This is a genomic window from Streptomyces sp. NPDC002092 (assembly GCF_053593775.1).
This window is the reverse complement of record NZ_JBSFDG010000019.1, coordinates 1-26,211: the sequence shown is the minus strand read 5'-3', so window position 1 is coordinate 26,211 and position 26,211 is coordinate 1. Positions and strand designations below refer to the sequence as shown.

Annotated in this window: 18 protein-coding genes; 10 read left to right on the top strand and 8 right to left on the bottom strand. The window is 70.3% G+C overall.

Annotated elements, in window-relative coordinates; translation table 11 throughout:
• Nucleotides 1-375 precede the first annotated feature (375 nt).
• Genes ACWCRD_RS35540 through ACWCRD_RS35520 form a run of 5 tightly spaced genes read left to right on the top strand, consistent with a single transcriptional unit; the run spans nucleotide 376 to nucleotide 8,376 of the window.
• Nucleotides 376-3,297, top strand: coding sequence for a nitrate- and nitrite sensing domain-containing protein (locus ACWCRD_RS35540; protein WP_450969845.1), 2,922 nt, complete (start codon nucleotides 376-378; stop codon nucleotides 3,295-3,297).
• Nucleotides 3,294-3,731 carry a roadblock/LC7 domain-containing protein gene (locus tag ACWCRD_RS35535; protein ID WP_115909427.1) on the top strand — a complete coding sequence of 146 codons (438 nt, stop codon included), beginning with the start codon at nucleotides 3,294-3,296 and terminating at the stop codon, nucleotides 3,729-3,731. Before ACWCRD_RS35540 ends, ACWCRD_RS35535 begins: the two co-directional genes overlap by 4 nt.
• Nucleotides 3,732-3,740: 9 nt before the next feature.
• Nucleotides 3,741-4,136, top strand: coding sequence for a DUF742 domain-containing protein (locus ACWCRD_RS35530; protein ID WP_351466847.1), 396 nt, complete (start codon nucleotides 3,741-3,743; stop codon nucleotides 4,134-4,136).
• Nucleotides 4,137-4,160: 24 nt separating this feature from the next.
• Nucleotides 4,161-7,790, top strand: coding sequence for a hydantoinase B/oxoprolinase family protein (locus ACWCRD_RS35525; protein ID WP_450969844.1), 3,630 nt, complete (start codon nucleotides 4,161-4,163; stop codon nucleotides 7,788-7,790).
• Nucleotides 7,771-8,376, top strand: coding sequence for a GTP-binding protein (locus ACWCRD_RS35520; protein ID WP_450969843.1), 606 nt, complete (start codon nucleotides 7,771-7,773; stop codon nucleotides 8,374-8,376). The genes ACWCRD_RS35525 and ACWCRD_RS35520 overlap by 20 nt, the downstream gene beginning before the upstream one ends.
• A gap of 76 nt (nucleotides 8,377-8,452) precedes the next feature.
• Here ACWCRD_RS35520 and glpK read toward each other — a convergent pair whose 3' ends face one another.
• The 4 genes from glpK to ACWCRD_RS35500 form a co-directional block, all read right to left on the bottom strand.
• Nucleotides 8,453-9,961 carry a glycerol kinase GlpK gene (glpK, locus tag ACWCRD_RS35515; protein WP_450969842.1) on the bottom strand — a complete coding sequence of 503 codons (1,509 nt, stop codon included), beginning with the start codon at nucleotides 9,959-9,961 and terminating at the stop codon, nucleotides 8,453-8,455.
• A gap of 483 nt (nucleotides 9,962-10,444) precedes the next feature.
• Nucleotides 10,445-12,097 carry an EAL domain-containing protein gene (locus tag ACWCRD_RS35510; RefSeq protein WP_450969841.1) on the bottom strand — a complete coding sequence of 551 codons (1,653 nt, stop codon included), beginning with the start codon at nucleotides 12,095-12,097 and terminating at the stop codon, nucleotides 10,445-10,447.
• 107 nt (nucleotides 12,098-12,204) lie between these two features.
• Nucleotides 12,205-13,395, bottom strand: a complete 1,191-nt coding sequence (locus ACWCRD_RS35505) for a lipid-transfer protein (protein WP_450969840.1) — start codon at nucleotides 13,393-13,395, stop codon at nucleotides 12,205-12,207.
• On the bottom strand, nucleotides 13,392-13,817 hold the full coding sequence (locus ACWCRD_RS35500; RefSeq protein ID WP_450969960.1) for a Zn-ribbon domain-containing OB-fold protein: 426 nt from the start codon (nucleotides 13,815-13,817) through the stop codon (nucleotides 13,392-13,394). The genes ACWCRD_RS35505 and ACWCRD_RS35500 overlap by 4 nt, the downstream gene beginning before the upstream one ends.
• 176 nt (nucleotides 13,818-13,993) lie before the next feature.
• Here ACWCRD_RS35500 and ACWCRD_RS35495 point away from each other — a divergent pair, with 176 nt between their 5' ends.
• A complete protein-coding gene (locus ACWCRD_RS35495) occupies nucleotides 13,994-14,803 on the top strand; it encodes a M15 family metallopeptidase (protein WP_450969839.1) in 810 nt (269 codons plus the stop codon).
• A gap of 47 nt (nucleotides 14,804-14,850) precedes the next feature.
• Entirely contained in the window at nucleotides 14,851-15,387 is a 537-nt protein-coding gene (locus ACWCRD_RS35490) for an NUDIX domain-containing protein (protein WP_450969838.1), read from the top strand.
• Nucleotide 15,388: 1 nt separating this feature from the next.
• Here the strand turns inward: ACWCRD_RS35490 and ACWCRD_RS35485 are convergent, their stop codons facing one another.
• Complete coding sequence (locus tag ACWCRD_RS35485; RefSeq protein ID WP_450969837.1) at nucleotides 15,389-17,755, bottom strand: glycoside hydrolase family 31 protein; 2,367 nt, start codon at nucleotides 17,753-17,755, stop codon at nucleotides 15,389-15,391.
• Nucleotides 17,756-17,967: 212 nt separating this feature from the next.
• On the opposite strand from ACWCRD_RS35485, the gene ACWCRD_RS35480 reads away from it, so the two are divergent.
• Entirely contained in the window at nucleotides 17,968-19,935 is a 1,968-nt protein-coding gene (locus ACWCRD_RS35480) for an acetoacetate--CoA ligase (RefSeq protein WP_450969836.1), read from the top strand.
• A 10-nt stretch (nucleotides 19,936-19,945) separates the two neighbouring features.
• Here the strand turns inward: ACWCRD_RS35480 and ACWCRD_RS35475 are convergent, their stop codons facing one another.
• Nucleotides 19,946-21,265 carry an aminotransferase class I/II-fold pyridoxal phosphate-dependent enzyme gene (locus ACWCRD_RS35475; protein WP_450969835.1) on the bottom strand — a complete coding sequence of 440 codons (1,320 nt, stop codon included), beginning with the start codon at nucleotides 21,263-21,265 and terminating at the stop codon, nucleotides 19,946-19,948.
• 111 nt (nucleotides 21,266-21,376) lie between these two features.
• Here ACWCRD_RS35475 and ACWCRD_RS35470 point away from each other — a divergent pair, with 111 nt between their 5' ends.
• Both ACWCRD_RS35470 and ACWCRD_RS35465 read left to right on the top strand, forming a co-directional pair.
• Nucleotides 21,377-22,591, top strand: a complete 1,215-nt coding sequence (locus tag ACWCRD_RS35470; protein ID WP_450969834.1) for an MFS transporter — start codon at nucleotides 21,377-21,379, stop codon at nucleotides 22,589-22,591.
• Between the two features lie 22 nt (nucleotides 22,592-22,613).
• On the top strand, nucleotides 22,614-23,507 hold the full coding sequence (locus tag ACWCRD_RS35465; protein WP_450969833.1) for a hypothetical protein: 894 nt from the start codon (nucleotides 22,614-22,616) through the stop codon (nucleotides 23,505-23,507).
• Between the two features lie 79 nt (nucleotides 23,508-23,586).
• Here the strand turns inward: ACWCRD_RS35465 and ptsP are convergent, their stop codons facing one another.
• Together ptsP and ACWCRD_RS35455 are read right to left on the bottom strand one after the other, a co-directional pair.
• Complete coding sequence (gene ptsP, locus ACWCRD_RS35460; protein WP_450969832.1) at nucleotides 23,587-25,257, bottom strand: phosphoenolpyruvate--protein phosphotransferase; 1,671 nt, start codon at nucleotides 25,255-25,257, stop codon at nucleotides 23,587-23,589.
• A 77-nt stretch (nucleotides 25,258-25,334) separates the two neighbouring features.
• The gene (locus ACWCRD_RS35455) at nucleotides 25,335-25,784 is read right to left on the bottom strand and encodes a PTS sugar transporter subunit IIA (protein ID WP_450969831.1); all 450 of its coding nucleotides are present in this window, start codon (nucleotides 25,782-25,784) and stop codon (nucleotides 25,335-25,337) included.
• Between the last annotated feature and the right edge of the window lie 427 nt (nucleotides 25,785-26,211).

Sequence of the window (26,211 nt, the reverse complement as noted above, 5' to 3'; positions counted from 1 at the left end):
CGAACACACGGCTCCCCAGTGGCTGCCCGGCTTGCGCTGTTTTACGCCGCCCGGTTGCGGGATGCGGCTCGTGTGGCCGATTCCGCCCCCATTTCCCGAAGAGAAGGACGAACGACGCGCTGCGAAGATTCCCAGGAAACGAAAAATTCTGGCCAACTGACCGCCCACACCGACCGGATCCGCATGGGCCGTCCCCGCGCGAACGCGGGCCGCAATCTCCCGCAATGCCCGGACAACTCCCCATCTCACCGAGCCAGTGCGGAAGTTCAGCCTCCGGACGGGTCTTCGAGTTAACTGTGCGTCGGTAGTAGGCTCGCGCCGTTTGTTGACGCACATGTGTACCCCCGGACGGAGGGGGTCGAGCTGGGGGAGGCCATGCGCTTTCGCGGGAAGTCGATCCGCCGGAAGATCGTGGCGCTGCTTCTCGTGCCGCTGGTGTCCCTCACCGCGATCTGGGGATTCGCCACGGTACTCACGGGACGGGCGGTCACTCAGCTGTTCCAGGTGTCCACGGCCGTCAAGGACATGGGCTATCCCATCGAGGACACCGTCCGCGTCCTCCAGCAGGAACGCCGACAGACCCTCGTCTATCTCGCCGACCCGCGGGCTTCCGACGCGCTCGCCGCGCTCCGCACCACCCGCCGCGCCTCCGACGAGGCCATCGCCAAGGTCCGCAAGAATGCAAACGACCCCGACGTCCGCGACGGACTGGACGCGGGCGACGACGAACGCCTCACCGCCGTCCTGGACGCCTTCAACGGCGTCGACTCCCTGCGCAGCAGCGCCGAGCAGGGCACGCTGACCCGCGCCGAGGCCCTCCACCTCTACAACCGCGTTGTAGACCCCTGCTACACCTTCCTGGCCGCCGTCGAGGCGGTCGACAACGTGGAGATCGACCGGCAGGCGCGCGCCCTCGTCAACATCACCCGCGCCCGCGAACTCCTCTCCCGGGAGGACGCCCTGCTCGGCTCCTCCCTGGTCGTCGGCACGCTCACCCGCGAGGAGGTCCGCGAGGTCTCCGACCTGGTCGCACAGCGCACCCAGTTGTACGACATCAGCCTGCCGGTGCTGCCGTCGGCCGAGCGCGCACGCTACGACCGGTTCTGGAAGAGCGCCGCCACCGCCCCGCTGCGCTCGGCCGAGCGGTCCGTCATCGACTCCGCTGCCGGTACGCCCCGTTCGGTCAGCGCCAAGAGCTGGGACGCCGACGCGGACAGCGTCCTGACCGCACTCGCCACCCTCGACGACCAGGCCGGCGACCGCCTGCAGGACCGGGTGCAACCGGTCGCGATGAACGTCATCGTCAAGGCGGCCGTCGCCGGAGTCCTGGGCCTGGTCGCCGTGGTCCTCTCGCTGATCGTCTCGGCGCGCATCGGCCGCACTCTCATCCGCGACCTGCGTCAACTGCGCCTGGAGGCCCACGAGGCGTCCGGCGTGCGGCTGCCGAGCGTCATGCGGCGCCTGTCCGCGGGCGAACAGGTCGACGTGGAGACCGAGGTCCCCCGCCTGGAGTACGACAAGAACGAGATCGGCGAGGTCGGCCAGGCCCTCAACACCCTGCAGCGTGCCGCAGTCGAGGCCGCCGTCAAACAGGCCGAACTGCGCGCCGGGGTCTCCGAAGTGTTCGTCAACCTCGCCCGCCGCAGCCAGGTCCTGCTGCACAAGCAGCTCACCCTGCTGGACAGCATGGAACGCCGGACCGAGGACACCGACGAACTCGCCGACCTGTTCCGCCTCGACCATCTGACCACCCGTATGCGACGGCACGCCGAGGGTCTCGTGATCCTCTCCGGCGCCGCCCCCTCCCGGCAGTGGCGCAAGCCCGTCCAACTCATGGACGTCGTCCGGGCCGCCGTCGCCGAGGTCGAGGACTACGAACGCATCGAGGTCCGCCGCCTGCCGCGGATCGCCGTCACCGGCCCGGCCGTCGCCGACCTGACCCATCTCGTGGCGGAACTACTGGAGAACGCCACGGTGTTCTCTCCACCGCACACGGCCGTCCAGGTCCTGGGCGAGCGGGTCGCCAACGGCTTCACCCTGGAGATCCACGACCGCGGTCTCGGCATGGCGGCCGACGCCCTTCTGGACGCCAACCTCCGGCTCGCCGAGACACCGGAGTTCGAACTGTCCGACACCGACCGCCTCGGACTGTTCGTGGTCAGCCGGCTCGCCCAGCGGCAGAACGTCCGAGTCTCCCTGCAGCCGTCCCCGTACGGCGGCACCACCGCTGTGCTGTTCGTCCCCGACGCGCTGCTCACGGACGACGTCCCGGACACCAACGGCATCGGCTTCCGTCTCGACCGGCCCCACCACTCGAAGGAGGCCGAGCTGGAGGGGCGGCCGGGCAACGCGCTCTCCCGGACGCCCGCGCAGCTTCCCGGTCTGCCCGCCGGGCTCCTGGACGGCCCGGTCGAACTGGAGGCACCGGTCGACCTCGACGGCATCGAGGACTTCCCCGGCGCGCTCGACGACGAGGACAGCGAACGCGGCGGGCTCTTCCGCCCGCGCCGCTCCATCGCGCTCGCACAGGACGAGACCACCGGCGGCTCGCTCCATGGCGAGCCCGAGCTCCGCGAACCGGCGGGCGGCGACGCCGACGACGACATGAGCGCGGCCGTCCCGCTGCCCCGCCGGCGCACGCCCAAGCTGGTCAGCTCGCACGGACGCCCGGTCACCGAGCAGCGGCCGTGGCGCGAGGACCCTGCCGACGAGCCGTCGACGGGTTCCGGACGCCCAGAGCCGGAAGCCCCCGCACCATTGCCGTCCCGCCGCCGGGCCGAACAACCGCCGACCGGGCGGGGCCCGGGCCGCTCCGACGAGAAGTCCGCGCCCCCGCTGCCGACCCGCCGGCGCGGTGCCTCACCGCTGCGCCCGCGCACCGGCGGGGCCGACCGCCCTGCCGAGCGCCCCGCATCCGCGACACCCGAGCCAGGGGGCCGCGGCGGGAGCCCGCAGCCCCCCGCCCTCCCCATGGTCAGCCGCCCCACCGGGATCACACAGGGCGGCCAGGACACCGCCGCCCCGCGCCCCGGCACCGCACCACAGGAGCCAGGCCCCGGCGCCGGGCCCCTGCCCAGGCGCGTACGGCAGGCCAACCTGGCTCCGCAGCTCAAGCAGAGCGCCCAGCGGCGCACGCAGGACGGCCCGGAGCTCGTCGAGCGGGACGCCGACGAGGTACGCAGCCGTATGGCCTCGCTCCAGCGCGGCTGGCAGCGTGGCCGTGACGAGAACGCCGCGGGCGACGACGCCCACAGCGGCACAGCACCACAACGAACGACAAAGGGGGACGGTCGATGACCGCACCGAAGGCGAGCGGCCACACCGACACCGGCAAGGCCGGCGAGCTCAACTGGCTCCTGGACGACCTCGTGGACCGTGTGGCGAGCATCCGCAAGGCCCTCGTGCTCTCCGGCGACGGCCTGCCGACCGGCGTGTCCAAGGACCTGACCCGGGAGGACAGCGAGCACCTCGCCGCTGTCGCCTCCGGATTCCACAGCCTGGCCAAGGGGGTGGGCCGGCACTTCGAGGCCGGCAACGTCCGGCAGACCGTCGTCGAGCTGGACGACGCCTTTCTCTTCGTGACGGCCGCCGGCGACGGCAGCTGCCTGGCCGTCCTCTCGGACGCCGACTCGGACGTCGGCCAGGTCGCCTATGAGATGACGCTCCTCGTCAAGAGGGTCGGTGTGCATCTGGGGGCCGCTCCGCGCACCGATCTGCCCGCAGGCGGGTAGTGGGATGTCATGAGCACTGACGGTCAGGGAAGAAGCCACTGGTTCGACGACGAAGCCGGTCCGGTCGTCCGCCCGTACGCGATGACGCGCGGGCGCACCACCAGTGCGGGCCAGCACCGCCTCGACCTGATCGCGGTGGTCGTCACGGAGCCTCATGCGGACGATCCGGACGCCGACGCGACACTGTCCCCGGAACACGTGGACATCGTCGACATGTGCCGTGACGCCCCCCAGTCGGTCGCCGAGCTCGCCGCCGGACTCGATCTGCCGATCGGCGTGGTGCGCGTCCTCGTCGGTGACCTCGTCGCCGGGGAATTCGTCCATGTGACGCGGCCGGTGCCCCCTGCCGAACTGCCCGACGAGAGTATTCTGCGCGACGTGATCAACGGCCTCCGGGCACTGTGAGAGGCGCGGGAGCGGGGTACTGACGTGACAGGCTGGCAGTTCTGGGTCGACCGCGGCGGCACGTTCACCGACATCGTCGCGCGACGCCCGGACGGCCGCCTGCTGACGCACAAGCTGTTGTCGGAGAACCCGGCGCGATACTCCGACGCGGCGGTCGCGGGCGTACGCGAACTGCTGGACGGCTCCCAGGACCCCATCGAGGCCGTCCGGATGGGGACGACGGTCGCCACCAACGCGCTCCTGGAACGCAAGGGAGAACGCACACTGCTCGTCGTCACCCGGGGCTTCCGTGACGCGCTGCGCATCGCCTACCAGAACCGTCAGCACATCTTCGCCCGCCGCATCGACCTCCCCGAACTGCTCCACGAGCGGGTCGTCGAGGTCGACGAGCGGATCGCCGCGGACGGCACCGTGCTGCGCGCCCCCGACCTGGACGCCCTCCTCGGTCCCCTCCAGGCGGCGTACGACGACGGCATCCGCGCCGTGGCCGTCGTCTGCATGCACAGCCATCTGCACCCCGCTCATGAGCAGGCCGTGGGGGAGCTGGCCGCACGCGTCGGATTTCTGCAGATCTCGCTGTCCAGCGAGGTCAGCCCGCTGATGAAGCTCGTGCCGCGCGGGGACACCGCGGTCGTCGACGCCTACCTGTCGCCCGTACTGCGCCGCTACGTCCAGCACATCGCCGACGAACTCCACGGCGTACGCCTGATGTTCATGCAGTCCAACGGCGGGCTCGCCGAAGCCGGGCAGTTCCGCGGCAAGGACGCCATCCTCTCCGGACCGGCCGGAGGCATCGTCGGCATGGCCCGGATGTCGCAGCTGGCCGGCTTCGACCGCGTCATCGGCTTCGACATGGGCGGCACCTCCACCGATGTCTCGCACTACGCGGGCGAGTACGAGCGCGTCTTCACCACACAGATCGCCGGCGTCCGGCTGCGCGCGCCGATGCTGGACATCCACACGGTCGCAGCCGGTGGCGGCTCGATCCTCCACTTCGACGGGTCCCGCTACCGCGTAGGGCCGGACTCGGCGGGCGCGGACCCGGGACCCGCCTGCTACCGCGGCGGCGGTCCGCTGACCGTCACCGATGCCAACGTCATGCTGGGGCGGATCCAGCCCGCCCACTTCCCCAAGGTGTTCGGGCCGGACGGCGACCAGCCCCTCGACGCGGCGCTCGTCCGCGACCGCTTCACCGCCCTCGCCCGCGAGATCCGCACCAGGACCGGGGACGACCGCACCCCCGAGCAGGTCGCCGAGGGGTACCTGCAGATCGCCGTCGCCAACATCGCCAACGCCGTCAAGCGGATCTCCGTCCAGAAGGGCCACGACGTCACCCGCTACGCCCTCACCACCTTCGGCGGTGCGGGTGGCCAGCACGCGTGCAAGGTCGCCGACTCGCTCGGCATTCGCACCGTCCTCGTACCACCCATGGCGGGCGTCCTGTCCGCGCTCGGCATCGGACTCGCGGACACCACAGCCATGCGCGAACAGGCCGTCGAGGCACCCCTGGACCCAGCATCCATGCCCGCCGTCCTCAAGACGGCCCACGACCTGGAGGGAGCGGCCCGCGCGGAACTCCTCGCCGAGGACGTCCCCGAGGAGCGCATCCAGGTCATCCGCCGCGCACAGCTGCGCTACGACGGCACCGACACGACCCTCACCGTCGAGCTGACCGAGCCCGACACGATGCTTCACACCTTCGAAGAACGTCATCGCGCCACGTACTCCTTCACGCTTGACCGCCCGATCGTCGTCGAAGCCCTCTCCGTCGAAGCCACCGGCATCACAGAACCCCCCGATCTCTCTGTCCTCGCCCCGTACCGAGCGGCACGCGCGGGCGGCTCGGCCACGCCCGAGACCGTCCGCCTCCACAGCGGCGGCGCCTGGCGCGACGTCCCCCTCCACCGCCGCGAGCACCTCCCTCCCGGCGAAACCGTCACCGGCCCCGCGATCATCACCGAGGCCAGTGCGACGACCGTCGTCGACGACGGCTGGCAGGCCGTGGCACGAGACGACGGGCATCTGGTCATGGAACGCGCGGCGATTACAGAGAGTTCCGACCTCGACACAAAAGCTGATCCGGTTCTCCTCGAGGTCTTCAACAACCTCTTCATGTCGATCGCCGAACAGATGGGCGCCCGGCTGGAGTCCACCGCCCAGTCCGTCAACATCAAGGAGCGCCTCGACTTCTCCTGCGCCCTCTTCGACCCGGACGGAAACCTGGTGGCCAACGCGCCGCACATCCCCGTCCACCTGGGCTCCATGGGCACCAGCGTCAAGGAGGTCATCCGGCGCCGGGGCACCTCGATGCGGCCGGGCGACACCTACGCCGTCAACGACCCGTACCACGGCGGCACCCACCTGCCGGACGTCACGGTGATCACCCCGGTCTTCAGCACGCAGGGTGACCGAATCCTCTTCTACGTCGCCTCCCGCGGCCACCACGCCGAGATCGGCGGCATCGCCCCAGGCTCCATGCCCGCGAACAGCCGCACGATCGACGAGGAGGGCATCCTCTTCGACAACTGGCTCCTTGCCGAGCACGGCCGCTTCCGCGAGGAGGAGACACGCGGCCTGCTCACCGAGGCGCCGTACCCCTCCCGCAACCCCAAGACCAACCTCGCCGACCTGCGCGCACAGATCGCCGCCAACCAGAAGGGCGTCGACGAAGTCGGCCGCATGATCGAGAACTTCGGCCTCGACGCGGTGCAGGCCTACATGAAGCACGTCCAGGACAACGCCGAGGAGGCCGTACGACGGGTCGTCGACGCCCTGGACGACGGCGAGTACGCCTACGAGACCGACTCGGGTGCCGTCATCCGCGTACGCGTGCGCGTGGACCGCGAAAACCGCCGCGCGACCGTCGACTTCACCGGTACCTCCCCCCAGCTGGCGAGCAACTTCAACGCCCCCTTCGCCGTGGTCAACGCGGCCGTCCTGTACGTGTTCCGCACCCTTGTCGCCGACGACATCCCGCTCAACGACGGCTGTCTGCGCCCCCTCGACATCATCGTCCCGCCCGGCTCCATGCTTGCGCCCGAGCCGCCGGCCGCAGTGGTCGCGGGCAACGTCGAGACCTCCCAGGCCATCACCGGCGCCCTCTACGCCGCTCTCGGCGTCCAGGCCGAAGGCTCCGGAACCATGAACAACGTCACCTTCGGGAACGAGCGGCACCAGTACTACGAGACCGTGGCCTCCGGCTCCGGCGCGGGCGAGGGCTTCCCCGGCGCGCCCGTCGTGCAGACCCACATGACCAACTCACGGCTCACCGACCCCGAGGTCCTCGAGTGGCGGCTGCCCGTGCAGCTCGACGAGTTCGCCGTCCGGCCCGGCAGTGGCGGCCCCGGCCGCTGGCCCGGCGGGGACGGCGCCGTGCGCCGCATCCGCTTCCACGAGCCCATGACGGTCTCCACGCTCTCCCAGCACCGCCGGGTCCCGCCCTACGGCATGGCGGGCGGCAAGCCCGGTGCGCTGGGCGCCAACCGTGTGGAGCATGCGGACGGCACGGTCACCCAGCTCGGCGGAAGCGACTCGGCCGACGTCGGCCCCGGCGACGTACTCGTCATCGAAACCCCCGGCGGCGGAGGCTACGGACCGCCGTCGTCCCACCCCCAGCAAGCAGGAGAAGAGATCGATGATCTTCGGGCGTTCTGAGCGCGGGAAGCCTCCGGTCGAGCCCGTCACGCTCAAGATCCTGGTGGCCGGCGGCTTCGGCGTAGGCAAGACCACCCTTGTCGGCGCGGTCAGCGAGATCAGGCCGCTGCGCACCGAGGAGCTGCTCACCGAGGCCGGTCGGCCCATCGACGACACGAGCGGTGTGGAGGGCAAGCACACCACCACCGTGGCCATGGACTTCGGCCGTATCACCCTCCGTGAGGACCTGGTGCTGTACCTGTTCGGCACGCCCGGGCAGGAACGGTTCTGGTTCATGTGGGACGAGCTCTCCGAGGGGGCGCTCGGAGCCGTCGTGCTCGCCGACACCCGGCGCCTGGAGGACTGCTTCGCCGCCGTCGACTACTTCGAGCGGCGCTCCATACCCTTCCTCGTCGCCGTCAACTGCTTCGAGGGCTCGGCCCGTTACCCCGCGGACGACGTCCGCCAGGCCCTCGACCTGGACGAGGACGTGCCGCTCGTGCTGTGCGACGCCCGCGACCGCGAGTCCGTCAAAGAGGTCCTCATCGGAGTGGTCCAGCACGCCATGGCGTACGCGGCCGACCGCCGTCAGACCGTCACCACCTGAACCGAGTGCGCGGTCCGTACCCCCGCCGACCGGGGTACGGACCGCAGCCAAAGGGCTCACGCACGCGCGCGTGGGCCTAATCCTCGCCCTCCTCCCAGGCGAAGCTCTTCTCCACGGCCTTGCGCCAGTTGTGGTACTGGCGGTCCCGTACGGAGGGCTCCATGGCGGGCGTCCACTCGACGTCCTTCTGCCAGTGGGACTTCAGCTCGTCGAGGTCGTTCCACACGCCGGTGGCGAGCCCGGCCGCGTACGCGGCGCCGAGACAGGTGGTCTCGGAGACCTTCGGGCGGACCACCGGAACGTCGAGCACGTCCGCCTGGTGCTGCATGAGCAGGTTGTTCTTGGTCATGCCGCCGTCCACCTTCAGGGTGGTGATGTGCACCCCGGAGTCCTGGAACATGGCGTCCACGACCTCGCGCGTCTGCCAGCTCGTCGCTTCGAGCACGGCCCGGGCGAGGTGGGCCTTGGTGACGTAGCGGGTCAGGCCGGTGATGACACCGCGAGCGTCGGAGCGCCAGTACGGCGCGAACAGGCCGGAGAAGGCGGGCACGATGTAGGCGCCGCCGTTGTCCTCGACACTCGCCGCCAGGGGCTCGATCTCGTCGGCGGTACGGATGATGCCCAGCTGGTCGCGGAACCACTGCACGAGGGCACCCGTTATGGCTATCGACCCCTCCAGGCAGTAGACCGGCGCCTCGCTGCCGATCTTGTAGCCCATGGTCGTCAGCAGCCCGCTCTTCGACGCCACCGGCCGGTTGCCGGTGTTCAGCAGCAGGAAGCTGCCCGTGCCGTAGGTGTTCTTCGCCGTGCCCACGTCATAGCAGGCCTGCCCGAACACGGCCGCCTGCTGGTCGCCGAGGGCCGAGGCGACCGGCACCCCGGCCAGCTGGCCCACGGCGGTGCCGTACACCTCGGCCGAGGACCTGATCTCGGGGAGGACGGCTTCGGGGATGTTCATCGCGGAGAGGATGGACGGGTCCCACTGCAGGGTTTCCAGGTTCATCAGCATGGTGCGCCCGGCGTTGGTGACGTCCGTGACGTGCTGTCCGCCGTCGGTGCCGCCCGTCAGGTTCCAGATGAGCCAGGAGTCGATGGTGCCGAAGGCGATCTCGCCGTTCTCGGCGCGGGCCCTGAGCCCGGGCACGTTGTCCAGCAGCCAGGCGGCCTTGGGGCCGGAGAAGTAGGTGGCCAGCGGCAGTCCGGTCTGCTCGCGGAAACGGTCCTGCCCGTCCGAGCCGCCGAGCTGATGGGTCAGCGCCGCGGTGCGGGTGTCCTGCCACACGATGGCGTTGTGCACGGGCTTGCCCGTTGCGCGGTCCCACAGAACCGTGGTCTCGCGCTGGTTGGTGATACCGAGTGCGCTGAGCTGGTCGGCGCGCAGCCCGGCTTTGGCGATCGCTCCTGCGACCACCGCCTGCACCTTGGACCAGATCTCCGTGGCGTCGTGCTCCACCCAGCCCGGCTTCGGGAAGATCTGGCGGTGTTCGCGCTGGTCGACAGCGACGATCGCACCGTCCTGGTTGAACACGATGCAGCGGCTGGAGGTGGTGCCCTGGTCGATAGCGGCGACGAACTTGTCCGTCATGACGTCCCCTTCGTCGTTCCTTCAGAAGGCTGCTTTGAATCAGAGGGCTGCCGTGCCGATAAGCCCGGAAAGCACCCCGCCGATCAGCGGTCCGACCACCGGGTTCCACGTGCCGCGGCCTTCGCCGTGGGTGTCTGCGTTGCTCATGGCGGCTCCTAGGCCCTGTCCCGGGGCGATCGACCCCGGTCCTCGGTGCAGGGTGCGTTTCCCGTGGCGACTTCAGCCGAAGGCAGGGAAGCTCCCGCGCCCCGCCCGGCGTCCGTGACGAGCGTGCCGTCGCAGCCGAATCGCCCGTGGAGGAGCGAGCCTGTCTTCAGGCGGGACCCGCGCGGCGCGTGCCTGGATACACCGTGTATGTACGGCGATGTCGACTGACACCGGAAGTGTTCACCGGCGCCCACAGAGCGTCAAGGTCGCCGACGGCAACGGTGACAGCCGCCGTTGTGCCCGAGGGAAGGAGAGACGGTCGGTCGGTTACGACGATCAGCCTAGGCCCGGTTCCGCCACCGCGCACCCGGCCTGGGCTGGCGCCGTCCCCGAGCCACGCCGGATCTCGTGGCCCGGCAAGCCCGCCCGGCCCAGCACCCAACTCGCTCCGTGCAGCGATTTCGCAGCCTTCTTCAGCGGCGCCAGACACGCGGCGGCCTGGCGGTGGTCCGTCACACTGCCCGGCGGGCACACGACCGTGGCCAGGGACAACGTGACGGGACGCCCACCGGCCGACCAGGGCGCGTCCAGCACCGAGGCGGCCAGCGGATCCAGCCACTCCGGTTCGGCGAGCACCAGGAAGTCGTCCCCACCGATGTGGCCGACGCGAGTGCTCCCGGACGCCGCGTGTTGCAGCGCCCGCCCCACCGAGCGAATCAGCTCGTCTCCTGCCGCGAACCCGGCTCCGTCGTTGACCTGCTTGAAGTGGTCCACATCCAGCCAGCTCAGCGCGAACGGCCGGCCGTCCGCGATGCGGCGGTCCACCTCGCCGGTGATCGCGTCCGAGCCGGGCAGCCGGGTGAGCGGATTGAGGCCGGCCGCCTCCTCGACCCGGCTCTCGGCCAGTGCCCGGACGAGGTCCGCGAGCCGTACGACACCCACGCACCGCCCGATCCGGTCCACGACGGCCACATCGTCCGAGGTGCGGCCCCGGTCGCCGACGGCCACCACGTCCAGGACCTCCCAGGCGGTCGCGTCGACGCCCACCGTCCGCGGCGCATCCCCGAGCTTGGCGGCGGGCCGGTCGGCGTACAGCGCATGTCCGTAGCGCCCCGACATCGACAGCAGGAAGCGTGAGCGGTGCACCGACCGGACGGGCAGCCCGTGCGCGTCCACGAGCAGCACGCCCGACACCTCGGGAGACCCGGTCAGCAGAGCCCGTACCTGACCGGCCGAGGCGGTGGCGGGCAGCAGCGCGGCGGGCCGTAGGAATTCCAGCACCGAAGGCCCCGACCTCGGGGCTGCCACGGCGCCGGGGGAGCGGGGCGGAACGTATACGTCCGCCGCGGGCAGCCGGGCCGGCGGTGCGAACAGCTCGCCCTGGGCCAACTGGGCCCCGGCCGAGACCGCTGCCGCGCACTGCAGTTCCGTCTCGACTCCCTCGACGGACAGGAGCGCTCCCAACTGCTCGCACAGCGTCCGCATCGCCTTGACCGCCGCCGGCCGCGCCAGCAGCGACGCATCCAGTTTCACCAGGTCGGGCCCCATGTCGTTGAGCAGCCGCAGGGGTACGTCCCCGTCCCCGATGCCGTCGGCACTGATTCGGAAGCCCTGCGCCCGCAGCGCGTCCACCGCCTCCAGCAGCGCCTGCTGCGGGACGTGCGTGTACGGCGGCCCGATGTCGATCGTCACCTCCCACGGCAGGCGTCCCGCCTCCCGCACGGCGGTGTGCAGCGGGGTGAGGCCGCCGAGGTCGGCCAGGGTGCCCGCGAACACGTTGACGTGCAGCGGCAGCAGCGTTTCCTTGCGAGCCGCCGCCCGGACCGCCAACACCGCCAGCCGGCCATCCAGTTCGGGGTCTCGACGGGCCTCGGCCAGGATGTCGCCGGTCTCCGGGCGGGCGAGTATCTCCAGCCCTGCGACCCCTCCGGTGGCCAGGTTGACCACGGGCTGGAAGGCGAAGCGGAGAGTATCCGTCCAGGAGTGCACGGGAGCATGATGGCTCCGCCGGCGCCCGCCCAGGCCCAGTTCATGAGACGTTCACGCAGCATTCCTGGTCGATCACGCAGCGTACGAGAAAGGGCTTGCCCCTCCGCCTACCGCAGCGCGATGATCGCCGACCCGTGTCCGAACAGTCCCTGGTTCGCCGTGATGCCCACCCGCGCCTGCGTGACCTGCCGCTCACCCGCCTGCTGCCTCAACTGCCAGGTGAGCTCGCACACTTGGGCAATCGCCTGAGCGGGAACCGCCTCTCCGAAGGAGGCCAGCCCCCCGCTCACGTTCACCGGTATTCGCCCGCCCAGGGCTGTCGCCCCCTCACGCAGCAGCTTTGCGCCCTCGCCCTGCCCGCACAGCCCCAGATCCTCGTACCACTGCAGCTCCAGGGCGGTGGACAGGTCGTAGACCTCCGCGAGGGAGAGGTCCTCCGGGCCGACGCCCGCCTCCTCGTAGGCCACCCGCGCGATAGACGCGCGGTACGTGTCGGCGGCCGGCTCCACCGCCACCGCGGAGTCCGTCGCGATGTCCGGCAGATCCAGGACCGTGTTGGGGTAACGCGGCGTCACCGTGGACACGGCCCGGATCCGCACCGGCCGGCTCACTCCGCGCCGATGTGCGAAGTCCATGCTCGACAGCACCAGAGCCGCGCCCCCGTCCGACGTCGCGCAGATGTCGAGGAGCCGCAATGGATCGGCGACCACCGCCGAGGCGGCGACCTCCTCGGCGGTGACCCGCTTGCGGTAGCGCGCGTTGGGATTGAGCGCCCCCAGGGCCGAGTTCTTCACCTTGACCTGGGCGAAGTCCTCCACGGTGTCGCCGTGCACGGCCATGCGGCGGCGCGCGTACAGCCCGAAGTACGTCGGATTCGTCGCCCCCAGCACCTGGAAGCGCAGCCAGTCCGGATCGTCGGGCCGGTCGCCTCCCGCCGGCCGGAAGAACCCCTTGGGCGCCGCGTCGGCGCCCACCACGAGTACCACGTCCGCGAGACCCGAAAGGATCTGCGCCCGGGCGGTGTTGACGGCCTGCGCCCCGGACGCGCACGCCGCGTACACACTCGTGACTCTGGCCCCCTGCCAGCCGAGAGCCTTCGCGAAGGTCGCCCCGGCCACATAGCCCGGGTAGCCGCCCCGCACCGTGTCGGCGCCGACGACCGAGCCGATGTCCCGCCACTCCAGCCCGGCGTCTGCCAGCGCCGCACGGGCCGCCGCGGTCCCGTACTCGACGAAGCTGCGCCCCCACTTGCCCCATGGGTGCATGCCCGCGCCGAGCACCGCCACCTCACCTGTCATGCCCTCACCCCCGTCGGCCGCCAGTGCCAGGTCGTCCAGATCGTCTCTGCGTCCTCATGGAGCACCCCCGGGACGACCTCCACCTCCATGCCCACCGTCAGATCGGCGACGGTGACCCCGGGAGCCGCCTGCCCCAGCATCACGATCCGCTCGGACTCCAGCTCCACAGCGATCAACGCGTACGGCGCCCACGGAAGTTCCGGATCGGTCACATAGGGTGACGGTGGCCGATACCGGCTGTCGGTGTACGACCAGACGCGCCCGCGCCGCGAGAGGGGCACCTCCTCCAGATCTCCGCCGGGGCACCCGGGATTCCGGCAGTGGGCGTCCTCACGCGGGAAGAAGACCGAGGCGCACGTCACGCAGCGCGTGCCGAGAAGCCTGAAGCCGTCCCCTGCGCCGGTGAACCAACCGTCGACCACGGGTGTGCGTGTACGTGACACAATCCCTCCCCACTATGGATCTGACGGGACGTCAGGAGTCTGGCACGGGTGTCCGGAAATGGGCAGGGCTCCGTTCCGGCCGTCCCCTGCGCATCGGGGTGAACTGCATCCGATCGCTTCCCGAGAGGAACACCGACCTGATAGATGCAGGAGACATGACACGTCTCTCCAGCGCAGTACGCGGTCTGATCACCGCACTCGCCGCCGTGCTTGCCGTGACCGCCGCCTCCGCCCCCACCCGGGCCGCGACGGAGCCCAAGGCGCCGAAGGACTTCGTGGCCCTGAGAACCGTGGACCCGACGATCATCCAGGAGATGCGCTACTTCACCCCGCACAACTTCGTCGGCGAGCGCATCGACGGCTACCAGCAGCCGATCTGCCTCCTCACCCGGCCGGCCGCCGAAGCACTCCACAAGGCCCAGCTCAGGCTGCTGCGCAAGGGCTACACCCTCAAGGTCTACGACTGCTACCGGCCGCAGCGCGCCGTGAACCACTTCGTGCACTGGGCCCAGGACCTCGAGGACCAGGCGATGAAGAGCGAGTTCTATCCGAACGTCGACAAGACCCGTCTGTTCGAGGACGGTTACATCGCGAAGAAATCCGGCCACAGCCGCGGCTCGACCATGGACCTCACCATCGTGAAGCTCCCCGCCGAACCGACCCGGCCGTACCACCCGGGACAGTCCCTGGTGCCCTGCTACGCCCCCAAGGACGAGCGCTTCCCCGACAACTCCGTCGACATGGGCACCGGGTTCGACTGCTTCGATACCCTCGCCCACACCCTCGACCCGCGTATCCAGGGCGAACAGCGCGCCAACAGGCTGCTCCTCAAAACCACCATGGAAGGGCTCGGATTTGTGAACCTCGCCGAGGAGTGGTGGCACTACACGTACAAGCCCGAGCCCTACCCGGACACCTATTTCGACTTCCCCGTCTCCTGGAAGTCGCTCACCGGCGACCACTGAGCCGCCCGCCGAAGACGCCCATCAGTTGATCGGATACATTCCGCTTCGTGTCCGAAACTCATGCCTCCACCCCCAACTCCGCGCCCGACTCCCACTGTTCGAGCTGCGGAGCGCCCTATGGAGAGGGCGTCTCCGGCTGGCCCCGCACCTGCCCGGCCTGCCACACGGTGGCTTACCGCAACCCTCTGCCGGTGGCCATCGCCCTCCAGCCCGTGTACGACACGAAGGGCACCGCCCTGGTCGTCATCACCCGAACCGTCGCCCCCGCGCGCGGAGGCATCGCGTTGCCCGGTGGCTACATCGACGACCGCGAGGACTGGCGGCAGGCCGTCGTGCGCGAGCTCAAGGAGGAGACCGGCATCGACGCAGCCGGGCGCGACGTACGGCTCGTCGACGCCATGAGCTCACCCGACGGGCACCTGCTGCTGTTCGGACTCCTCCCGGAGCGCCCGGTCGAAGGCCTTCCGCAGTCCACGGCCACCGACGAGACGGAGGGCTGGCACCTCCTGCGCAGGCCGGAGGAGCTCGCCTTCCCCTTGCACACGCTCGCCGTACGGGCTTGGTTCGAGGGCCGGTACCTCTGAGTCAGCCCTCCTTCAGGCCTCGCACACGCACCGGGTAGGGCGGCTCGCTCGTGCCGCCCTCGCCGTGCCGCTCGACTATGACCCGCCGTCTCGTCCAACGGGCGACATAGCGTTCCAGTTCCGGCTCGTCCCATCCGTCACCCGCGTCCTGCACCACCAGTCCGCCCCCGCTCCGTCCCCGGACGGGTGCCCAGACCTCCAGCTCCAGCCCGCCGTCGTCCCCGCGCACGGGGACGACGGCACCCGCGCGCGCGAGCACCGGAATCCGCGACAGGGGGGCGTCGAGGATCACCTGCGCCGGCCCCTCGTACATCTGCTCCGTCACCGTGTCGTACCAGCGCCCCCGGGGCAGCTGCACCGCCCGCCGGTCCGCGCCCGGGTCGAGCACCGGTGCCACCAGCAGAGAGTCGCCCAGCAGGAACGCGTCCTCGCAGTCGCGCAGCGCACGGTCCTCGGGCGCCGCCCACCACAGCGGTCGGACATAAGGCGCTCCGGTACGCCGCGCCAGATGCGCGAGCGTCATGAAGTACGGCAGCAGCCGCCGGCGTTCGACGAGCGCCACGCGCGCGTGTTCCAGCACTTCCGCACCGAACTCCCAGGGCTCCCGGCGCCCCGCCCGCAGGCTCGCGTGCGTGCGGAACAGCGGCAGGTACGCGCCCAGCTGGAGCCAGCGCAGATACAGCTCCGGCGACGGGCTGCCGTCGAAACCGCCCACGTCCGGCCCCGAATACGGCACTCCGCACAGCCCCAGCCCCATGACCAGCGACAGTGAGGCGCGCAGCCCGGGCCAGCCCGTGGCCACGTCACCGGACCACGTCCCCCCGTAGCGCTGCAGGCCGGCCCAACCGGAACGCGAGAAAATGAAAGGCCGTTCCTCGGGAGCCAGTTCGCGCAGCCCCTCATAGGCAGCCCTGGCCATGCACAGCGCGTAGACGTTGTGCGCCTCCCGATGGTCCCCGCCCCGTCCTTCCAGCGCGTGCCTGGCCGAACGCGGCAGCGTCGACTCCCCGAAGGCGGCGAACGAAGTGGGCTCGTTCATGTCGTGCCAGAAACCCGAGAACCCCTGGGCGAGCCGCTCCTCGTACAGACCGCCCCACCACTCACGCACGCGCGCGTGCGTGAAATCCGGGAAGACCGCCTCCCCGGGCCAGACGACCCCGCGCACGAGCCGCCCAGAAGCGTCCCGCACAAAGGCGTCCACGGCGGCCCCGCTGTCGTACACCGCGTTGTCCGCTGTGGCCTTGACCGCAGCGTCGACGATCGACACCAGCCGGATGCCGTCCCGGCGCAGCTCCTCGGCCAGCACCGGCAGCTTCGGAAAGTTCTCGTGGTCGACCGTGAACACCTGGTGCTCGTCGTAGTGGTCGATGTCCAGATGGACGGCGTCGAGCGGCAGCCCGCGCTCCTGGTAGCCGGAGACGATCCGCCGCACCTCCTGCTCACTGCCGAAGCCCCAGCGCGCGTGGTGATGACCCAGCGCCCACGCCGGCGGAAGCGCAGGCGCGCCCGTCAGCGACGCCCAGGTGAGCAGCACGCGCGCGGGGGTGCCCACGACCACCCAGCAGCGCAGCGGTCCGCCGTCCATCCGCAGCTCGCTGGTCCCCGCCCGGTCGTGCCCGGAACCGGCGCCCTCCTCGCCCTCGCGCACCGTCACCGTGCCGTCCCACGAGGTGTCGTGGAACACCAGGTGCGTCGCCGCGTCGGCCACCACCAGCTGCACCGGCATGGTGAGGTACAGCGGATCCTCTCCGGGACCGAACGCGCGCCCCGGGTCCGTATTCCAGAGGCGGTACGTTCCTTCGCGCAGCCGCGGGCCCGACGCCCGCCCGCCGAGCCCGAAGAACCGCGCGTCCGCGGCCACCTCCGAGCGCTGCATCCAGCGTGCGATACCGCCACCGACCGGCTCCCACCACCGGGGCGGCAGATCACGGCGCAGGGGCACACCTCCGGGTGTGAGCACCTCGATCGCGCCGTGCCGCGAGACGGCGACCGTCACCCGCTCGGCCACGACCCGCCAGCCGCCGTCCTTGTCCGGCTCCAGGACCGCCCGGGGATCCGGCTCCGGACAGCGGCCCGCGAGCGCGTACGACGGCTCGGGGGAGGCCCCGTCCCAGCCCCAGAAGACCGCCCCGTTCACCCCGACGAAGATGCGCAGCTCGGACCGGCTGAACCGGACGACGCCACCGCCCGGGCCGGGCTCCACCTCCTGCACGGGCCCAGGCACCCGCGCGCGCTCGGCACCCCGCGACGGCAGCGCGGAGGCGTCGGCACGCCTCCTGCGCCACGCCGCCCTCACGGTACGCAACCCCTGGGCCGACCTCACCGAACCGACCACCCTTATCGAACGCACCAGGTCACGACCGTCCATGCTGCTCACCCTGCCATTGACCGCCCCACGCGCGCGTGTCGTTCAACTGCCGTTCACCCGTGCCGGGACCACATCTTCACGACGCCGACTATGTGGGGCGCGCCCTGGTGCAGAAGTCGATCACATGGCATCGTCCGTGTCAGCCGCGTCACGCGCACACCCCAGCTCGTGCGCGACCGACGCATACGACGCGCACAGTCCGGGAGCCGCCCATGTCGACCGTGAACCCCCAGCCGCTCTGGCAGCCAGATCCGGAACGCATCGCCCAGGCGCAGGTCACAAAATTCCAGACCTGGGCGGCCGAGCAGCACGGCGCTCCCGCCGAGGGCGGCTACGCGGCACTCCACCGCTGGTCCGTCGACGAACTGGACACGTTCTGGAAAGCCGTCACCCAGTGGTTCGACGTACGGTTTTCGACACCCTACGCGCGCGTACTCGGCGACCGCTCGATGCCGGGCGCCCAGTGGTTCCCCGGGGCCACTCTCAACTACGCCGAGCACGCCCTGCGCGCGGCCGCCACCCGCGCGGACGAACCGGCCCTCCTGCACGTCGACGAGACACACGAGCCGCGCCCCGTGACCTGGGCCGAGCTGCGCCGCCAGGTCGGCTCCCTGGCCGCCGAACTGCGCGCCCTCGGCGTACGCCCCGGAGACCGCGTCAGCGGCTACCTCCCGAACATCCCGCAGGCGGTCGTCGCCCTCCTCGCCACGGCTGCCGTGGGGGGCGTCTGGACCTCCTGCGCCCCCGACTTCGGCGCCCGTAGCGTCCTGGACCGCTTCCAGCAGGTCGAACCGGTCGTCCTGTTCACCGTCGACGGCTACCGCTACGGCGGCAAGGAGCACGACCGCCGCGACATCGTCGCCGAGCTGCGCCACGAACTGCCCACGCTGCGTGCCGTCGTCCACATCCCCCTTCTCGGGACGGAACCCCCCGCAGGTGCCCTGGACTGGTCCGCCCTGACCGGCGCGGACGTGGAACCGGTCTTCGAGCGGGTGCCCTTCGACCACCCCCTCTGGGTGCTCTACTCCTCGGGCACGACCGGCCTGCCCAAGGCGATCGTCCAGTCCCAGGGCGGCATCCTGATCGAGCATCTCAAACAGCTCGGCCTGCACTGCGACCTGGGCCCGGAGGACCGTTTCTTCTGGTACACCTCGACCGGCTGGATGATGTGGAACTTCCTCGTCTCCGGCCTCCTGACCGGAACGACGATCGTGCTCTACGACGGCAGCCCCGGCTTCCCGGACACGGCCGCCCAATGGCGCATCGCCGAACGGACCGGGGCCACCCTCTACGGCACCTCGGCGGCGTACGTCATGGCCTGCCGCAAGGCCGGCGTCCACCCGTCGCGCGACTTCGACCTCTCCAAGGTGCAGTGCGTCGCCACCACCGGATCCCCCCTGCCACCCGACGGATTCCGCTGGCTGCACGACGAGGTGCGCGACGATCTGTGGATCGCATCCGTCAGCGGCGGCACGGACGTGTGCTCCTGCTTCGCAGGAGCCGTCCCGACCCTCCCGGTGTACATCGGCGAGCTCCAGGCACCCGGACTCGGCACCGACCTGCAGTCCTGGGACCCGGCCGGCAAGCCCGTGACCGACGAGGTCGGCGAGCTCGTGGTCACCAACCCCATGCCGTCGATGCCGATCCGCTTCTGGAACGACCCAGACGGCAGCCGCTACCACGACAGCTACTTCGACACCTACCCCGGTGTATGGCGCCACGGCGACTGGATCACCGTCACCTCCCGCGGCTCCGTCGTCATCCACGGCCGCTCCGACTCCACCCTGAACCGCCAGGGCGTGCGCATGGGGTCGGCGGACATCTACGAAGCCGTCGAGCGCATCCCCGAGATCAGGGAATCCCTCGTCATCGGCATCGAACAACCAGACGGCGGCTACTGGATGCCCCTCTTCGTGCACCTCGTTCCCGGCGCCACCCTGGACGATGCCCTGCTGGCCCGTATCAAGCAGACCATCCGCGAACAGCTCTCACCGCGCCACGTCCCCGACGAGATCATCGAGGTCCCCGGCATTCCGCACACCCTCACCGGAAAGCGCATCGAGGTCCCCGTCAAGCGCCTCCTCCAGGGCACTCCACTCGAAAAGGCGGTCAATCCGGGCTCCATCGACAACCTGGATCTGCTGCACTTCTACGAGGACCTCGCCCGCAAACGCGCCTGACGGGTGCGGCTCAACCGCCGTAGGTGGCCTCGGACTCACCGAGCACGGCAGCGAAGTCCGAGGCCAGCCGCGCGGCGTCGGCCGGTTCCAGCTCGGCCACGGAGATCCGCACTCCCGGGGGTGACGACGACCGGAACCGGGCCCCGGCGGCAACCCACCAGCCGTACGAGCGCAGCCCGTTCACCGCGGCCGACTCGTCGTGCACGGGCACCCACAGGTTCATCCCGCTTGCCCCGCACGCCGGAATGCCACGATCGTCAAGCTCTCGCAGGAGTGCGCCGCGGCGCTCTTCGTACGTCTCCTCGGCACGCGCCACCAACGCGCGCGTGGCTGCATCGGTCAGCAACCCGTGCACGGTCTCCTGGAGGAGATGACTGACCCAGCCGGAGGTCAGCAGCAATCGCCCGTCGTGCCGGGCCAGGGTGGTCGCGTCACACGCAGCTGCCGCCCACCGCAGATCGGTCCCGAGGAACTTGCTCACCGTGCGCACATGCACCCAGCGCGTCAATCCGCTTCCGGTCAGCGAGTGGAGGGGCGCGGCGGCGACGGCGGACGCGTGGTCGTTCTCGACGACCAGTACGTCCGGCTCGTACCGGAGCACGTCCGCGAGCGCGTCCCGGCGTGCCACGGAGAAGCAGCCGCCGTACGGATTCTGCGCCCGAGGACTGCACACGACAGCCCGCACACCGGCCCGCAGCGCCACCCGCAGGGCCTCGGGCCGCACACCCTCGTCGTCCACGGCCACCGGCACGATGCGCAGCCCCAACGCCGTGATCAGGTCCAGCAGATGGTGATACCCCGGGTCCTCCATCGCCACGGCGTCGCCGGGCCGCAACTCGACGGACAACAGCCGCCCGATCAGATCCAACGCCCCATGCGCGAACGTCACATGCTCCACGGGCACCCCGTCGGCCCCCATCCAGTAACGCGCGGCGTCCTCCAGCCGCGCCAGCCTGGGCGTCGAACGGTGCGACCGGGCGCCCGGGGACAGCCGTGACGGCGGTACGAGAGCCGGCAGCAGTGCCGGATCCGGGTGTCCGCCCGACAAGTCCCGCAGCCCCTGTGGAACCTTGGGCGGCCGCCGTGACGCAACCGCGGCAGCCGGCGCCACCACGGTGCCGCCCCGCCCGCGCGTGACGACGATGCCTCGCCCGCGCAGCTCCTTGTAGGCGGTGGCGACGGTGCCGGGACTGACCCCGAGGTCGTCCGCGAGCCGTCGCACGGGAGGCAGTGCGGCCTCGGGCCGCAACGATCCCTCCGCCACGGCCCGTTCGACGGACGCCGCAATTCCCTTGGCCGTCGTACCAGAGATCCCATATTGTGTTGCCACATTAGAAATTATGTATCAATACATAATTGAGGGCAAGGGGGAGCAGTGCATCGGATGCGCCGCGCAGCCGCATGGTCGAGCCGCATACCGGGAGGGCGCGACGGACGCAGAATGCTCACGATCGCCCTCGTCGACCGTATCGGCAGCGGCTTGTGGGCCTCCGTGTCCGTCCTGTATTTGACCTACGTCTCGGGCCTCTCCGTCACCCAGGTCGGCACGCTCGCCGCAACCGCCGGAGCCATCGGCATCGCCGGAGCGCCCCTAGGGGGCCGCATCGCCGACCGATTCCCGCTCACCCGCGTTCTGCTCACCGTCCAACTCCTGCGCGCACTGGCCTCCCTGGCGCTCCTGACCACGAACGACTACGCCCTACTCCTCGCCTTTTCCGCGGTCGGCAGCCTCGGAGACCGCGCGGCAAGCGTCCTCACCAGGCTCTATGCCACCCGCGTGGCGGGACCCGACCGCGTCCGCTACCAGGCCGTCCACCGCACCATCGCCAACGCGGGCTGGGCCCTGGGTGGCCTCGCCGCCGCGGCCGCCCTGGCCCTCGGCACCACCACCGCCTACCAGTGGCTCCTCGCCGGCGACGCCCTTTCCTTCCTGGCCTGCGCCCTCCTCACCCTGCGCTGCGGCGAGCCCCCGTCCGCGTCCCACATCGTCGCCACCTCGAATGCCCCGGCACCCGCGAGGAAACCGGCCAGCACAAGTCCCTGGCACGACCGCACCTACCTCGCATACGCCGCCACCGAAACGTTTCTCTTCCTCGACGACGCCGTCTTCAAGGTCGGCCTGCCCCTTTGGATCGCACACGCGGGCAACGCACCGCACGGCCTCGCGCCCCTGCTACTGGTCCTCAACAACGTGATGGTGGTGGCCCTCCAGGTACCCCTGGCCCGCTTCGGGACCACCACTGCGGCCGCCCGAGCGCTTCTCCTACCGCTGTCAGCCGTCTTCGCTCTCGGCGGCATCGCCATGGCGCTCTCGGCCACCTGCGAAACCGTCACCGCGACCCTGCTCCTCACGGCCTCGGCCGCAGCGTTCACCCTGGCCGAGATGCTCCACGCCACCGTCTCCTGGGAACTCTCCGTCGCCCTCGCCCCCGGCACCGCGCAGGGCGCCTACCTCGGCGTGCACGGCCTGGCCCAGTCCGCCCAACGCAGCGTCGGGCCACTGGCCGTCACCGCGGCCATCACCACCGGCCCGGCAGGCTGGTTGACCTTCGGCGCGATCATCGGCCTGACCAGCCTGATTCAGCACCGCCTGGTCCGCGATCGCCTCGCTCGGACACCATTGTCAGTGCCGACGGTTACTGTGAGTGAGCATTGATCGACCGTGCACAGGGGGAAACATGGCGCACACCGACGACCAGACCATGCGACGCGACCTGCGCCGCGAAATCGCAGGCACCATCGGCCTGCTGACCGACGAGCACGACTTCCGTGCCATGCGGCGCTACCGCAGCTTCACCTTCGACAACCACACGAGCTACCTCCAACAGGTCGAGGCGCTTCTCAAGACACGTGCCTCCCAAGGCAGCCACACCACGGTGGCCCTCTTCGACCCGCAGGAGTACGCAGAATTCTGCGCGGACACAGGCCTCGACCCCGACGTCCAGTCCAGCCGCACACGCTTCACCGCTGAACTGGCCACCACAGGACCGGTGCTTCCCTACGAGGGCCAGCCCCTGGCCGACCTCGTCCCCGCCCTTGTCGACGAAGCCGTCCGACAGGCCACCTGGGAGTACGCGTCCACGCTCCTCGCCCGCCTCGGCGCCTGCGCCTCCTGCGGCGAGGACGTCGGCCGCGCCGCCTTCACACGCGCCTCCCACCTTCTCGTACGCATCCTCGACACAGCAGGGGCAGGCAATCGCCACCTCGTCTGCAGTGTCACGGCGACACCCGAGACACTCGTCTCCGTCCTCCACGCAGACGAGGACGACCGAGGCGCCATCCAACTCGACGAGGCCGAAGCCCTCGAATTCACCACAGTCCTGGCGCTCGGCATCGCCACCCAGAGCCCTGGCGGACTCGTCATCCGCACCAGCGCCCCCGGCGCCACCGACCGCGTCTACGGCTGGCGTGTGCGCGGCGATGGCCTCGAACCCCTCACGGCCGGCGAGGTGTTCGACGCCTACTGCACCGACATCGAATCCGGAGACATCATCTCCCCGGAATCGGACGTCGACTACTGCGTACCGCCGGACCTCGGAGAGGAAGGACAGACACCGGGTCACCGCCACTGAAGGCAGAGGGGGCGCTCCACCCGTGAGTGGAGCGCCCCTCAAGAACAGCCGGTGCAACAACAGCCGACGGCCGACTCGGCTACTCGCCGGACAGCACCGCCTGAGCCGCGTTGCGCGCATCCTCGGCGCTCTCCGCGGCCCGGGCCGCTGCGGCCGCACGCTCGCACTGGGCCAGCGTGTACTTGCCGAGAGTGGCCCGCACATAGGGAATCGACGCCGCACCCATGGAGAGGGAGGTGACACCAAGACCGGTCAGCACACACGCGAGCAGCGGGTCGGACGCCGCCTCACCGCAGACACCACAGCTCTTGCCCTCGGCCCTCGCCGCCTCCGCGGACAGCGCCACCAGGTCGAGCAGCGCAGGCTGCCACGGATCCTGCAGGCGGGAGACCGCACCCACCTGACGGTCGGCCGCGAACGTGTACTGCGCGAGGTCGTTGGTGCCCAGCGACAGGAACTCGACCTCCTGCAGAATCGACCGAGCCCGTAGTGCAGCCGAAGGAATCTCGACCATGGCGCCGAACTTCGCCTGCAGTCCTGCTTCACGGCACGCGTCCGCGAAGGCCTTGGCATCGGCACGGTCCGCGACCATCGGGGCCATGACCTCGAGGTACACCGGCAGCCCCTCCGCGGCCTTCGCGAGTGCCGTCAGCTGGGTGCGCAGAACCTCGGGGTGATCGAGCAGCGTCCGAAGACCCCGTACGCCCAACGCCGGATTGGGTTCGTCGGCGGGCGTGAGGAACTCCAGCGGCTTGTCCGCGCCGGCGTCGAGCACACGGACCACCACACGGCCCTCGGGGAACGCCTCGAGCACCTGCCGGTACGCCTCGACCTGCTTCGCCTCCGACGGGGCGTTCTTGCTGTCGTCCAGGAACAGGAACTCAGTGCGGAACAGACCCACACCCTCGGCCCCGGCCTCGACTGCGGCGGGCACATCCGCAGGCCCGCCGACATTGGCCAGCAACGGCACCTTGTGACCGTCTGAGGTGGCGCCCGGGCCGGTAGAGGCGGCGAGCGCCGCCTTGCGCTCGGCGGCCGCGGCCTCCAGCTGCCCCTTCTTCTCCTCGCTTGGGTTCACAAAGATCTCGCCGGTGCTGCCGTCGACAGCGATCACCGTGCCCTCGGCCAGCTCACCGGCACCCGGTAGCGCCACCACGGCCGGAACACCGAGCGCCCGCGCAAGAATCGCACTGTGGCTGGTCGGCCCACCCTCTTCGGTGACGAAACCGAGGACCAGGGCGGGATCGAGCAGGGCTGTGTCAGCAGGCGCAAGGTCACGTGCAATAAGAACGTACGGCTCGTCGCTGTCCGGAACACCCGGCATCGGCACTCCGAGCAGCCGGGCGACGATACGATTCCGCACGTCATCCAGGTCGGCCACCCGACCCGCCAGGTACTCGCCGGCACCGGCCAGCAGGGCCCGGTACGCGGCGAAAGCGTCGTACACGGCACGCTCGGCGCTGCTCCCGACAGTGATACGCCGTTCGACATCCGCCATCAGCTCGGGGTCCTGCGCCATCATGGCCTGCGCCTCGAGCACCGCCTGGGCCTCGCCCCCGGCCAGATTGCCGCGCGCCATCAGATCGGCCGCCACAGCGTCCACGGCCTGGCGGGCGCGCCCCTGTTCACGCTCCGCGTCCTCCGCCGGAATCTGCTTGGCAGGCGGCTCCAGCACCGCTGTTCCCATGTGCCGAACCTCGCCGATCGCCACACCGTGACTCACACCGACGCCTCGCAGCGTTGTCTCCATCTCACCGTCTCCGATAGTGCGGCGGGTCCCGCCGCCGCTGTGGTTGTCCTGCTCGCCGTCATAGGACGGCACTTACGTCACTTCCAGACGAAGAGACTGTCGCCCGCCTTCACGTCACCATCGTCACGAAGATCGGAGAGAGCCTCGGCAGCGGCCTCGAGCGCCACGATGGGGCACACCGCCGACTTGCCGGCCGCTTCCACGGCAGCCGGGTTCCAGCGCACCACGCCCTGTCCCCGCGTCACGGTGTCGCCCTTGTTCACGAGCAGCTCGAAGCCGTCACCGTTGAGCTGCACGGTGTCGATACCCAGGTGTGTGAGGACACCGTGCCCGTGCGCGTCGACAACGACGAAGGCGTGCGGATGGAGAGAGACGATGACTCCGGCCACGGGAGCAACGGCCTCGGACGGCTCGCGCACGGGGTCGATGGCCGTACCCGGGCCAACCATGGCCCCGGAGAAGACTGGATCCGGCACTGCTGCCAGGCCGATGGCGCGTCCTGCAATCGGGGACGTCACGGTGGTCATGGGAAGCCTCCCAGAGATGGAGATCCATAGGGCCGTCACTGCTTGTGCCGGACGGCGCACTGTGGAGCAGGGTATGTCAGATGAACTGCCGGTTCCGCATGGAAGATACCGGATAGTGGTCTAGACCACCAGCTCCATCGATTTGCACCCGCTTCCCGGCCGCGTGTACAGTCGTACTCCTGCTTGGGGCCGAGCGGCGCGACTGAGCGTCCTGGCTTCAGCGGCACCCATACTTGTCAGATCCTATCTCGGGGTCACCTTCCGCATGCCTGCAGGAAGGTGGTCAGGGGGACGGAAAAACACTGATAGAGTGTGGAACACCGAAGGGAAGCGCCCGGAGGAAAGCCCGAGAGGGTGAGTACAAAGGAAGCGTCCGTTCCTTGAGAACTCAACAGCGTGCCAAAAATCAACGCCAGATATGTTGATA